The sequence below is a fragment of the Dolichospermum sp. LEGE 00240 genome, from assembly GCF_015207875.1.
In the GTDB taxonomy this organism is placed as follows: domain Bacteria; phylum Cyanobacteriota; class Cyanobacteriia; order Cyanobacteriales; family Nostocaceae; genus Dolichospermum; species Dolichospermum gracile.
The window spans coordinates 12825-26110 of sequence record NZ_JADEVZ010000032.1 but is presented as its reverse complement, the minus strand read 5'-3'; the positions used below and the strand labels follow the sequence as shown (position 1 = coordinate 26110).

General features: G+C 44.1%; 10 protein-coding genes. 2 read left to right on the top strand and 8 right to left on the bottom strand.

From position 1 onward, the window contains the following. Positions 1 to 122: 122 nt before the first annotated feature. The 3 genes from IQ226_RS12430 to psbP form a co-directional block, all read right to left on the bottom strand. A complete protein-coding gene (locus IQ226_RS12430) occupies positions 123 to 1346 on the bottom strand; it encodes an IS4 family transposase (RefSeq protein ID WP_193895787.1) in 1224 nt (407 codons plus the stop codon). Between the two features lie 119 nt (positions 1347 to 1465). After that, on the bottom strand, positions 1466 to 2059 hold the full coding sequence (locus tag IQ226_RS12425; RefSeq protein ID WP_193895785.1) for a nucleoside triphosphate pyrophosphatase: 594 nt from the start codon (positions 2057 to 2059) through the stop codon (positions 1466 to 1468). Positions 2060 to 2263: 204 nt separating this feature from the next. After that, entirely contained in the window at positions 2264 to 2812 is a 549-nt protein-coding gene (gene psbP / locus IQ226_RS12420) for a photosystem II reaction center PsbP (protein ID WP_193895783.1), read from the bottom strand. Between the two features lie 211 nt (positions 2813 to 3023). Here psbP and mnmA point away from each other — a divergent pair, with 211 nt between their 5' ends. Then, the gene (gene mnmA / locus IQ226_RS12415) at positions 3024 to 4076 is read left to right on the top strand and encodes a tRNA 2-thiouridine(34) synthase MnmA (protein WP_193895781.1); all 1053 of its coding nucleotides are present in this window, start codon (positions 3024 to 3026) and stop codon (positions 4074 to 4076) included. Positions 4077 to 4124: 48 nt separating this feature from the next. Here the strand turns inward: mnmA and IQ226_RS12410 are convergent, their stop codons facing one another. The 3 genes from IQ226_RS12410 to IQ226_RS12395 form a co-directional block, all read right to left on the bottom strand. Further along, positions 4125 to 4901, bottom strand: coding sequence for a class II aldolase/adducin family protein (locus IQ226_RS12410; protein ID WP_193895779.1), 777 nt, complete (start codon positions 4899 to 4901; stop codon positions 4125 to 4127). Between the two features lie 306 nt (positions 4902 to 5207). Further along, positions 5208 to 5579 (bottom strand): TolC family protein, encoded by a 372-nt coding sequence (locus tag IQ226_RS12400; RefSeq protein ID WP_370567132.1) that lies wholly within the window; start codon positions 5577 to 5579, stop codon positions 5208 to 5210. Positions 5580 to 5814: 235 nt separating this feature from the next. Then, positions 5815 to 6360, bottom strand: coding sequence for a GIY-YIG nuclease family protein (locus IQ226_RS12395; protein ID WP_193895777.1), 546 nt, complete (start codon positions 6358 to 6360; stop codon positions 5815 to 5817). A 179-nt stretch (positions 6361 to 6539) separates the two neighbouring features. On the opposite strand from IQ226_RS12395, the gene IQ226_RS12390 reads away from it, so the two are divergent. Beyond that, positions 6540 to 6938 (top strand): hypothetical protein, encoded by a 399-nt coding sequence (locus IQ226_RS12390; RefSeq protein WP_193895775.1) that lies wholly within the window; start codon positions 6540 to 6542, stop codon positions 6936 to 6938. Positions 6939 to 6991: 53 nt separating this feature from the next. Here the strand turns inward: IQ226_RS12390 and IQ226_RS12385 are convergent, their stop codons facing one another. Both IQ226_RS12385 and IQ226_RS12380 read right to left on the bottom strand, forming a co-directional pair. After that, positions 6992 to 11116 (bottom strand): DNA-directed RNA polymerase subunit beta'', encoded by a 4125-nt coding sequence (locus IQ226_RS12385; RefSeq protein ID WP_193895773.1) that lies wholly within the window; start codon positions 11114 to 11116, stop codon positions 6992 to 6994. 211 nt (positions 11117 to 11327) lie between these two features. After that, positions 11328 to 13220 (bottom strand): DNA-directed RNA polymerase subunit gamma, encoded by a 1893-nt coding sequence (locus IQ226_RS12380; RefSeq protein ID WP_193895771.1) that lies wholly within the window; start codon positions 13218 to 13220, stop codon positions 11328 to 11330. Positions 13221 to 13286 lie beyond the last annotated feature (66 nt).

Genomic DNA, 13286 nt, shown 5'->3' with positions numbered 1-13286 from the left:
GCAGATGTGACTTAGATTATTGAGATTTTTGAAAAATTCCAGCCAGGAAAATTTTATCTACCTAGTTTTTCTGGCTGAGGTTAACTTTATTTGCCAAAAAATCTTAACGGGTGACAAGGCGGCTAAAGAGCTTGTTTCATAAGGGATAGAGCCTGAAAGCCCCGTTGAAAAAAGAGGCGTTTATGAGGCTTGAGATTGATTAAATTCAGAGCTAAATCAGCCCATAATTCCATACCATAAATCCATAGTTGTCCGTAGAGAGCAAAGCTAAAATCACTTTGACGTGGGTACTTGTCCTGATGTTGTTGAATACGTCCGGCATAAGTCTCTATACCTAATTTTTTCATCCGTTGACCGTGCATAGTGGCTAAACTATAAGCAATGACAATCAATAATACTAAAGCTAAAAAGCGAGTTTCATTTACTTTAGTATCCTCTAGATTATAACCACCAGTTTTACAATCCTTAAAGAATTGCTCAATTCCCCATCGACATCTATAGAGGCATAAAGTTTGTTGGAGAGTTGGTAGATTCGTCAAGATATACCAAGGTTCTTTTGGTCCAGAGTTCCGATATTTTCTCTTCCAATAAACAGCGATATTAAATAAGCCTAATTCATCCCCTTTACCACATTTAACTTTTTCATAAAATCTCGACACTTCGGCTAGGCTCAGTGACCACATTCCTGGCTTAAATCCTTGATTTTTAAGAACTTGATATTCTTGTTCAGGTTTTTCTTGAAAATAAAGGTTTTTCTTCTGGCGTAGAGCAAAGTAAACTCCTTGCTCATCAAGCCATTTAGCCAGTTTTGGACTATGAAATTCTCTGTCTGCTAACACCACAATTCGACATTTTTTTAACAACTTTATTGCTGTCTTTATTAATCTTTTCTGTGTTTGTAAATTACTATTTCCGACATGATTTAATGTTTCCCAATATAGTGGTAGGGCATGAGTACCCCATACCAATGTCACCATAAATATATTTCGCCCCTTCCACTGTGTTCGATCCAGTGCTACCATCCAATAACCATATTTTTGATACTGTTTTTTATGAAAATAACGGCGCTGTTCTCGATTCAGTTGTTTTGGTGTTAACGATTGTCTAATCCAATATTTTATCAATGGAAACCATAATAATTTTACGCAGAGTTTACCTATTCCTAAAAATCTTTGTAGATTACGTTTCCTGCTTTCATATTTAATTGGTTGGGGAAACAAGCTGGCCAATTTTGACAGTTTTACTTGGCGATGAGCCTGTATTAATAACAACAATATCTCTAGTGTCAAATACTGCTGTTCACTCAAATGCTTTCGGAAAATTGTTTGATATGATTCTGGTAACATTTTTTGCTTCGGGGGCTTCTTTGTCCCTATTTTTTTACTCCCTTATTTTCTCAAATTATTGCCACATCTCATCTTCAACCGCCTTGTCACCCGTTAAGAAAAAACAACGAATTACTTAACTATCCCCAAAAATCTGTAACTTCATATTCTAATTCCCCGATCATCTGCCGTAATAAGGGTAAACTCAAACCAATAACATTACTGTGACAACCCTCTATTTTCTCCACAAATAAACTCCCAAACCCTTCTAAAGCAAATGCTCCAGCGCATTGAAGAGGTTCACCTGTAGCTACATAAGCAAGAATAGCGCGATCGCTCATTTTCGCAAAATACACCCTAGTAACTTGACATTTAACCACAGTTTGATTTTTAGTAGTATCAATCAAAACATGACCAGTGTACAAGTCACCAAAATTACCTTGCATCAATTGCCACCGAGCGATCGCTTCCTCAGCATCCCCTGGTTTACCGTAAATCCCCCCACCCATAGCCAAAACCGAATCACAACCCATCACCAACGCCGCTGGAAATTGGGAAACCACAGTTTCCGCTTTACACCTAGCCAGGGTTTTCACCAATTCCCCAGGTTCAGTTAGTTGTATTTGTGACTCATCAAAATCACTCGGACAAACTATAGGTTTAATTCCCACAGTTTGCAATAACCGACGACGAGCAACAGAAGCAGAAGCAAGGACAAATTGCGGAATTTTCATAAATTGTTGTATAAGTAATTTTTAGTTGAGAAGAAACAGGGAAAGGGCAACACTATGGCTTACTTAAAAACATGTTTTTTTGACTGGGATTTAAACTGGTGAAACTTTAGTTTCTTATCTGTTCCCTGTTCCCTGTTCCCCGTTCCCTTTTCCTTTTTTTGTAATTGATAATAGTTAATTGTCAATTACCACTATTTCTAGTTATTAATAAACAGTGAAAGAACTCACAACTTCATCAATCATCCGTTGCAACTTCTGCCAACGTCTCTCAGGAACCGAAGCATTAAAGGTAAACAGCTTACCACGACTAATAGCCACACTAGAAATATTATGTCTTTCCTGTCCATTGGGAAATTTAACCGCATATTCTAGAAAGTAGTAAGTTTTCCCATTTACTTCCCTTTCAGCCGCATTGATTAACTCAGCAGTCCGATCAGAACCTACAGGAGCAAGAGCCACCTTTCCTAATTTATAACCAACTTCCGTTGGCGTTCCCAATTCCGCCAAAGTTTTACCAGAAGCAACCGGACTAATCACCACAGACACATTTTCTGATACTTCAATTAAATCGTGAAACACCACATCAGGCCCATCACCAACTTTAACCTGTAACCAACCATTTGGGTAAGAAAACTGATAACCGTCAGCACTATCTACAAACCTATTCAGTCCACCAGCCGCATTAGCCACACCAACACTACTCAAGCTGAAGCTCAACACCAATAATAAGATCAACGTAATTCTTTGCCACATTTTTTCCAATTCCTTTGATCCGTCAACAATACAAGGTAAAGATAATTGCAAGTTTTTATTTTCTCACTAATCTGGACAATCTGGAGACTTTACTTTTGTCATCCCCTTCAGCCTTGATAAGTATGTGTGCTACAATTGGACAGTCTTGCACCTTGTGGTCAAATAAAAAACCTCTTTGTTGTCAAAATAAGCCGCAAGCACATCTAAAAGTATGAAAAAAGTTGTCGTTGGTCTTTCCGGTGGCGTTGATAGTTCAGTAGCTGCTGCTATGCTGCATAATCAAGGCTATGATGTAATTGGTTTAACTCTTTGGCTAATGAAAGGCAAAGGGCAATGTTGCTCTGAAGGAATGATCGACGCGGCTGATATTTGTGAACAATTGGGTATACCCCATGAAATTGTTGATATTCGGGATGTCTTTCAAACAGAAATTATTGATTTTCTAGTCACAGGTTACAGCGTAGGCATTACGCCATTGCCTTGTTCCCAATGCAATAAAACGGTGAAATTCGGGCCAATGGTGGAATATGCAAGGGAAAAATTGGCATCGGCTAAAATCGCCACAGGTCATTATGCCCAAATCCGCTATGATGACACTACTAACCGTTACCAATTATTACGAGCCGTAGACCGCAACAAAGATCAATCTTATTTCCTCTATGACTTATCCCAAGACTTATTAGAGGCAACAATTTTTCCTCTGGGTGAACTGAATAAAAGCGATACTCGCAGAATTGCCGCTGCATACAACTTAAAAACCGCCGATAAACCAGAGAGTCAAGATCTATGCTTAGTAGAAAGCAATGGCTCTATGCGGGCATTTTTAGATAAATATTTAGCTCCTCAACCTGGTGATATTGTAGATACCACTGGTAAAGTTTTGGGACAACATGATGGTGTTCATCATTACACCATTGGTCAGCGAAAAGGCTTAGGCATCGCTGCATCTGAACCCTTGTATGTGATCGAATTAGATGCAGCTAATAACAAAGTAGTTGTAGGCGATCGCACCAAAGGAACTCAGTCAGAATGTACAATAAATCGAGTAAATTGGGTTTCCATAGCTGAACCCGTCGCCCCCATTTGCGCCGAAGTCCAAATCCGTTATCGTTCCCAACCCGTACCGGTCACAGTCATTCCCCTCCCAGATTCCCGCGTCCGGTTAGTATTTGATGAACCACAATTCAGCATTACCCCCGGACAAGCAGCGGTTTGGTACGACGGCGAAAAAGTCTTAGGTGGCGGAATCATCGAACAATCGTAGGGGCGCAGGGCCTGCGCCCTTTCTTTGTCCCTATAACCGCAACAGAAATTATTCCAGAAAATCGGGTTCTTGCCGCACAATCATCTCATACAAAGACTGAAAACTAAACCAACCCATCTCAGGAGAACCCACTTGGCTATAAGCTATCTTCGCATACTCCGGCTTAATCGGGCTAGGTACTCCAGCAGCTTCCGCCAATAATTGAGCTTGACAAGAACGCTCCATCGTGATAAACCACCAAGCAGCCTCATCAATAGTTTTACCTACCGTCAGCAAGCCGTGATTCTTGAGAATGACAGCTTTATTTTTTCCCAAAGTTTCAGCAACGCGCTTACCTTCTTCCAGGTCGAGAACAACTCCCGTGTAGTCAGTAAATATACTGTGGTCTTCGTAAAAAGAACAAGCATCTTGAGTCAGGGGGTCAAGCAGACGACCAAGACTAGACCAGCTTTTACCATAGATAGAATGAGCATGTGCCGCCGCTACCACGTCAGGACGGGCTGCATGAACTTGAGAATGAATAGCAAAAGCAGCGCGATTTACCGGACGATTACCGTAAATTACATCACCTTGCTGATTAACTAATATCAAATCACTAACTCTAACTAAACCAAAGTGCATTCCAAAAGGATTCACCCAAAAATGTTCAGGGTATTCTGGGTCACGGGCTGTAATGTGTCCAGCAACACCTTCATCAAATCCAAATCGGGAAAATAGCCGCAATGCAGCCGCTAGTCGCTGTTGACGGTGCAATCTTTCTTCAGGAATGGAGGTAAAAGTGGGAATTTGGGGACTATTGGGTTTTTGTATAGGCTTTTCAGTCATATATACCTTTGTCGAGAATGTTTTCCACAGAAAATATAAAGTGGTGCATAGCAATATCCTCCATAATAAGTATTGAAAAATACTTGTTCTTGATTTCCATTATTGATGCACTAATATAGTATTCTGTCAAGATAATTTAGATGCGTTTCCCCTGGGGTGGGGATAAAAGTTTTTTCTTCACTCTGTTTTCAGATGCCTAATTTTACTATTCAATTATTTATATCAGTATATATTACCTGAATAGCTCTTGATATTTAACTAAGTTTATCAAAAATATACTTAGAAGATATCCTTTTTTCATCTTTACTATTTATGTATCAAATAAACTTCCTTTGTTTTACTCTTTATGAACAATTTTTTTCGCTTGTGAGAAATCCGGGCTAATTGTTCTTTTGCCGCATTTACAGCCGCTTTTCGGGCTTCTAGAGTGGCTATGGCTGTCTCCAATGTAGTTTGTGATTGGTCAAATTGTTGTTGATTAATAGCACCTTCTTTGATCAGCTGGGCATAGCGATCGCTGTTGATTCTCGCTAATTTTACCTCTGCCTCTGTTTGCTTAACTTGAGCTTGAGTTTGTAATAATTGAGCTTTAGCCGCCGCTACATTAGATTTTGCCTGTTGAATTCGTCCTTGGGTATCCCCCTCCGACTGTTGTAAATTGAGCTTTGCTTCCCTAATTTGACTTACTCCAAAAACTTTACACTGGGATTGTTATCCCCACAGCCGTTTATCATCGTGTTAGGAGTTCGGAGTTTCTCCTTCGGAGACGCTACGCGAACAGCAACGAGATCATAAGGGTTTAAGACTCATATTTGCGGCAGTTTTCCAAAAATTAGCTTATGTCGAACTCAGGTATCATCAAATGGTCAGGGCGGGTAAAATTGTTCCAGGTTTGATGACAATTTGCTGTAATTTATTTTAAATCTAATAATCCTGTTTCTTTTAATTTGGGATTAAAGCGGATTTGAGTATTGACTCCCCGGTCTTTGAGAACTCCTAAAATTTCTTCTTCAACCCGCCGCGCCACATTTTTTAAAACCTTGCTTTTTCCTAATTCATCAATAGCTATATTTTGATAATTATTTTCTTCTTCTGGTGTCATTAATGCTTTCACATCTATAGGATTATTCCACTTGTGTTTATTTTCGATATTCGGAAGATCAGGATTAGCATTTTCCGTAATCCAAGCACTTTCAATAGCTTCTAAAATTGTTCGATTAGGACGTTCTATAGTTTGTACCTTTACCCAATAACAATTTTGGGGTTGACGGACTAAATGCTGCTTTAAACTTAGATAAATATCACGAGAATAGCCAACAAATTGCAGAATTTTATCCTGATTAAAAATTGCGTAAACTCCAATTTTTTCTTGAAAGGTAACTATGATTTCACCATCATGATCAATATAAGGATGATATTCCAAACTAGCTAGGGTTGGTAAGTTTATTTCTGTTGTCATAAATAAATTAGAAATTTGCTCAAAGAGTGACGATTAATTACCCGAAAATTAAAAGTTATATACAGCATCAAGAAATAATTAACCGCAGATAAACGCAGATAAATTTGGATTTCATCAGACTAGGAAAGGTTATATTGTAATCATCAACCAAAAACTTGCCACTTCTTCACCATAATCAAATGAAATTACCTTTTTTGATAGCGAAGCGCTCCGTAGGAATCTTAACTTTTTTGTTGTGTGAGTTTTTTGCCCATAAAGGTGTAAATGCTAAAACTCAATCAGTTTCTAACGTCGGAGTTGAACATCATCAATCAGCAGATTTAATCACCCAACCAATCACAATTGATAGTTATTGGCATCAAATACCTCAAGTTAATCCTGAACCTGAACCATATTTTAGTATCAGCAAGCCAGAATGTAAAAAAGCAAGTCCTCTTGATTATATCAAGAATCCAGAATCTTTTTTGAAATTATGCCCCAATACGAATAACTCAAATCGTAAACCTTATGAGCCAGTTGAATATCTTAAAGTTCCTCCCCTAGATTCTGGAATTAAAATCAAGTTAGGTGATTTTTAATAATGGATAATGGATAATTATTCATTACCAATTATCCATTATTTAACTAGATTTTACTCATCATCAAAATCATCATCATCGTTATCATCGTCATCTTCTTCCTCGAAATCATCGTCCTCTTCTATAACTAGGTCGTTAATTTCATCAGCAATTAAATCATCCTCATCGAGGAGTAGTCGTTCCCCGATCTTGCTACCAAAGCCACCGTCGCCCATGCCCGGTGCATCCAGGTTGTAGAGTTTCGCCGTGCGGTCATCTAGCACCATGTCCAGTGGATCATCCACTTCGTCTAAGATGCCATTGCCCATGTCTACTACGTAATCGTCAATTACCCCCGCTTCCTCATAGGTATTGTAGCCAGTTCCCGCCGGAATCAAGCGCCCAATGATCACGTTTTCCTTCAGTCCCCGCAGCCAGTCCGATTTGCCCTCAATGGCAGCCTCTGTTAAGACCCTGGTGGTTTCTTGGAAGGAAGCAGCAGAGATGAAACTATCGGTGTTCAACGATGCCTTGGTAATCCCCAACAGCATGGGAGTGTATTCTGCCCTTGCCCCACCGGTAATGGCCATAGCTTCGTTCACCTGTTCTACCTGCCGGAGTTCTACCAGTTCCCCTGGTAGCATGGTGGTGTCGCCACCGTCATCAATCCGCACCTTGTTGGTCATTTGTCGGACAATTACCTCGATGTGTTTGTCGGAAATGTCAATGCCTTGGGATTGGTACACCATCTGCACCTCGTTCACCAAAAAGGTTTGTACCTTCTGCAAGGCGTGGGAAGCACAGGCATAGACCCCATCCTCTGACCCCAAACTGAAGAATATCTCCAGAATCTCGTGGGGGTTGGAGGGTCCGTCTGTCAGGGGTTGTCCGGCTACAATGTGCGCCCCGTCGGGAACAATCAGGTTTTGTCCAGGTCCGAGGGGGTAGTCGGTGACTGTGCCATTGGCTTCGACAATCTTAATGGCATAGGCTTCTCTAGTGATGGATGTCACCTCATCTCCATCGCCATAGACTATCTTCACTTCCCCCGGACGACGGGCTAAAATACAGGCTTCCTTGGGTTTACGGGCTTCTAGCAGTTCCTCAATCCGGGGCAAACCTTGAATAATGTCCCCAGTCTTGGCGCGTTCAAATACCAACAACACCAAGTTATCACCCCGTTGCACCAAATCCCCATCTTCCACCTGTAACACCGCCCCCGGACTCACCCGGTAAGGACGACCGACGCGGAGGGTAATGGTGTGAGAAGAAGGTGACAGGTTAGAGGTGACAGGTGACAGTGAAGAAGCATTTCTGTCACCTATTCTCTGTTCCCTGTCACCTGCTTTCACTTCCACTACCTGCCCTGATTCAGCCGCAAATATCCCCGGCGCGATCGCACTTCCTTCTACTACCAAATCACCTTTACCGACGGTGGGCAAGACATTGGTATTCACCGTTACCAAATCATTGGCACGCAATACCAAACAACGGCGCACTGTTTCCGCCCCCTGTTGCACACCCCGGACTATGCCCCCTTCTTTACAGAGGATCTTCGTTCGGGCTACCACTGCCCCTGGTTCAATGGTCTCACCATCCACTACTTCTAAATTAGTTTGGGTACTGCCTTGGGTGGCATCGGCGGTAATGTCTCGCCGCACGACCAAAGACTCTAAAATCACCAACTGCAATCTTTGAATCTCTGGATCTTCTGGGTCAGCAATCAGTTCAATGTCCGCCGCCAAGGGGGAACTGCCATGTTCTCCTTCCGTGTCCTGCTCAATTTCTAGGACAATCTGTGTCCGTAGCAGTTCCACACCCTCCACCGACTTCACCCGTTCCGAATCCTTGTAGGGAATCCGTTGCACCGCCCGCAGTTGAATCGAGCGTCCGGTCTGTTGACTCACGGAAGTTGTCGCTGGCACATCAGGGTTGGTGGGGACAGCAAATTCCACCACCGGACGACTCAGCAAGCCTGGACCTTCGGGAGTTTCTACATACTGGACATAGCGCAATTCTGTGGCTACAGTCCCTTGCAGTTCCTCACCGGGTTGCAAGAAAGTATTGTCATGGGCGATCGCTGCTTCTGGATCATCCACCATCAACAGTTCACCGGGTTTAATCACCACCTCCCGCAAAATATCGTTCTTTTGGGTAATTTCCACTACCCCCCCGGTTTGGCAGAATAAATCCTGAACTACTTCAGTCCCCGCTTCCACATATTGGCCATCCTCCACCCGTAACAGGGAAATATCCTTATTCACCTCATGGGTTTCTTCTGGTATCCACAGCAGGGTTCCCCCCTGGACTACCTCATAGCCCAATTTGGCCTTACCTTTTTTCTGTACTTCCACTTCGGCAAACTTCAGCAAGCCCCCAGTGGTTGTCCGGTACTGGTCATCAATCAATTCTGCCACTACCTGACCATTTTGCACCTTCGCCCCTGGAGTCGCCCGCAAGTTAAACTCCGATATTGCCCCATTATCAGGATTGGTGGTGGTAATCAGGTAACTATTCCGTCCTTGGGAACTCTGGATAGTCACCGCTGCCTGATCCAACACCACGGAAGCGGTAATAATCTCAATTTCCCTGGTGGCTTTCCCGGGAATTGCTTCTGGTAAGCGCACCACACCCCCATGCACTGTGGTCAATTTGGTTTCCGCTAGGACTCCATTGGTCTCCACCGCATCGCCATTTTTCACCACCAACTCTGCTCCGGGCAGTAAATTATATACATCCCCCGACAGAATCCAAATCAACCCCCCTCTAGAGGCTGTGACAGTGGTGTTACCCTGACGGTCGGTTTTTTGTTCCGCCACCACATCGGCAAACTTCACCTCACCAGCCAAGTCGGTCGCCACATCCTTGACGGCTTTTTCCGTATTGGTTCTGGTAGTTCTACCCCCCAGTGCCACCTCCGCCACCAAGTGATCTGCCAATACCTGTTGACCATTGTGGATATACAGAGTCGAACCTTGGGTAACGGCAATTTCTTGGCTTTCCCCCGTTCCTGATTTCTTATCCCCTTCAATTGTCAAAGTTCCATTGGCTTCCACATACAAGGCATCCTCACCATGACGGGTGCGATAGGGACGGGTTTGTAACTTGCGCGGAATTTTCACTGTTCCTGACACCTGCGATCGCACCTGTTGGGCTACTTCCCCTGTGAATACACCCCCGGTGTGGAATGTCCGCATGGTTAACTGTGTCCCCGGTTCGCCAATACTTTGCGCCGCAATAATCCCCACAGCTTCACCCAAATCCACCATCTTGGCATGGGCTAAACTCCAGCCATAGCAGTGCTGACACACAGACCGGGCCGCCTCACAGGTCAAAGGACTGCGGACTGTTACCTTCTGGACTCCGGCTTTTTGGATGGCGATCGCCAAGTCATCATCAATGGGGGTATTCCGATGGGCAATTATTTCCCCCGTTTCTGGATGCACCACATCCTCACCCACCACTCGACCCATCAACCGCGTCGCCAGTTTAATCAGAGTTTTATTCCCCTCCACCATCGCCCCAATCGTCAAACCGCGATTAGTGCCACAGTCAAACTCTCGCACAATCACATCCTGGGACACATCCACCAACCGCCGGGTTAAGTACCCTGAGTCAGCAGTCCGCAGCGCCGTATCCACCAGCCCCTTCCGCGCCCCATAACTAGAAATAATATATTCTGTTACCGTCAACCCCTCGCGGAAATTGGTCTTAATTGGTAAATCTATAATTTCCCCCTGGGGATCTGCCATCAGTCCCCGCATCCCCACCAACTGCCGCACCTGGGAAATATTTCCCCGCGCCCCCGAAAAAGCCATCATATACACGGAGTTGAGGGGATTGGTTTTTTTGAAATGCACCACCACCTCATCCTTGAGAGCTTCTGAGGTACTGTTCCAAGTATCAATTACCTTTTGAAAACGTTCAACTTCCGTAATTTCCCCCCGTTGATACCGTTCCTCCGTCGCCAAAATCTCCGTCTCTGCTGCCTCCAGCAGTTCCTTCTTAGAAGGTGGAATCATCAAATCATCCACACTAATAGACACCCCCGCCTTGGTAGCATAGCGAAAACCCAACTCCTTGAGTTTATCGGCCATCACCGCCGTCCGCGCCGTTCCATAATGGGTAAAAGACCAGGAAATCAAGTCTCTTAATTTACCCTTGTTCACCACCAGATTGCGAAAAACTGCTTTAGTCATAATTTTTAGGAGTTAGTTGTTAGTTGAAGGAGTCAGAAGAAGGAGTCAGGAGTCAGGAGTCAGGAGAAGAAAGAATAAAGAAGAAGGATAAAGAAGGAAGGAATTTCTTGCTTCTGGTTCGGTGATTGGGCGCAGACCCTGCGCCCCTACCTCCTTCTTCATTCTTCATTCTTCATTCTTCATTCTTCATTCTGACTCCTGACTCCTTTCTCTAGGCATCTATCGCTTCCTGAATCGCCTTGTTATAAATCGCCCTGCCAGGAGTCGTATAAATGTACTGAGAAATCAGATTTCCCTGACCATCTTCTCGGACTCGGCGGAACTTATAGATCAGGGTGCGACTTGTCACCTTACCCTTACTATCCTTGTCCTCAATCACTTCCAACGGTTCATTATCCGGTTCACCTGAATCAATTTCCCCATCAAAGCGCACGTAAATATAGGCATGAAGTTCCACCTGTTGCGCCTCATAAGCCATAATTACATCATCCAAAGAGGAGAAATACTTACCTGCCCCCTTCGTGGCATTGGGGTTTTCCGCTGTCAGATAATATGCTCCCAAGACCATATCTTGGCTAGGAGTCACAATCGGTTTACCAGTTGCCGGTGACAAAATATTATTAGAAGCCAACATCAACAACCGCGCCTCTGCCTGACTCTCCAAAGACAACGGTACGTGAACAGCCATTTGGTCACCATCAAAGTCAGCGTTAAACGCCGGACAGACCAAAGGATGCAATTGAATTGCTCTCCCCTCCACCAAAATCGGTTCAAACGCCTGAATCCCCAAGCGGTGCAGGGTCGGCGCTCGGTTTAACATCACCGGATGCCCCTCAATCACCTCTTCCAACACATCCCACACACTGGGATCATTACGAGAAATCAGCTTCTTTGCCGCCTTGATATTATTCACCATCCCCGACCGAATCAAGCGATTGATCACAAAGGGCTGGAACAACTCAATGGCCATTTCTCGCGGCAGTCCACACTGGTGAATCTTCAACTTGGGACCGACGACAATTACTGACCGTCCTGAATAGTCCACCCGTTTCCCCAACAGGTTTTGCCGGAACCGTCCTTGTTTACCCTCAATAATGTCCGACAAGGATTTGAGCGGGCGGTTATTAGCCCCCACCACCGTCCGTCCCCGGCGACCATTATCAATCAAAGCATCTACCGCCTCTTGCAGCATCCGTTTCTCGTTACGGACAATAATTTCCGGCGCAAGAATTTCCTGCAAGCGAGCCAAACGGTTATTCCGGTTAATCACCCGGCGATACAAATCATTCAAATCGCTGGTAGCAAACCGCCCCCCATCCAACTGCACCATTGGCCGCAAGTCTGGGGGAATCACGGGGATAATTTCCATGACCATCCATTCTGGCTGAGAACCAGTAGCGATGAAATTATCAATTACCCGCAGGCGTTTAATTAACTTCGCCCGTTTTTGTCCCTTGGCTTTTTCGATTTCTTCCCGCAGGGTTTCCGCCTCTTGCTCTAAATTAATATCCGCCAACAGCCGCAACAGAGCCTCTGCCCCAATGCCCACTTCCACACCCTCTAACTGGGAATCTTCGCTGTAGATAGCATCCTCAATTTCTAGCCACTGGTCTTCGCTTAACAGTTGCTTGTAGGTCAGAGTATCAGCGTTACCAGGAGCTAAAACACAGTAAGAGTTGAAATAAACAATCTGCTCCACATCCCGCAGCGGCATATCCAGGAGAATCGCAATATAGCTAGGAATCCCCTTGAGATACCACACATGAGCCACCGGGGCAGCCAACTTAATAAAACCCATTCTGTGGCGACGGACGCGGGATTCTGTTACTTCTACACCACAGCGCTCGCAGACAATCCCTCTATGGCGCACCCGCTTGTACTTACCACAATGGCACTCCCAATCCTTAGCCGGACCAAAAATTCTTTCACAAAACAAACCATCCATTTCTGGCTTGAGAGTGCGGTAATTGATAGTTTCTGGCTTGGTAACTTCACCTACAAGTTGCCCATTAGGCAAGGTACGTTCACCCCACTGGCGGATGCGTTCCGGCGAAGCTATACCAATTTTTACGTAGTCAAATTGATTATTTTGGGGGGATCTCATATTAAAAAAGTCAAAAGTCAAAAGTCAGGAGAAGGAAGGAAGAAGAAAGAAGAAAGAAAGAAAGAA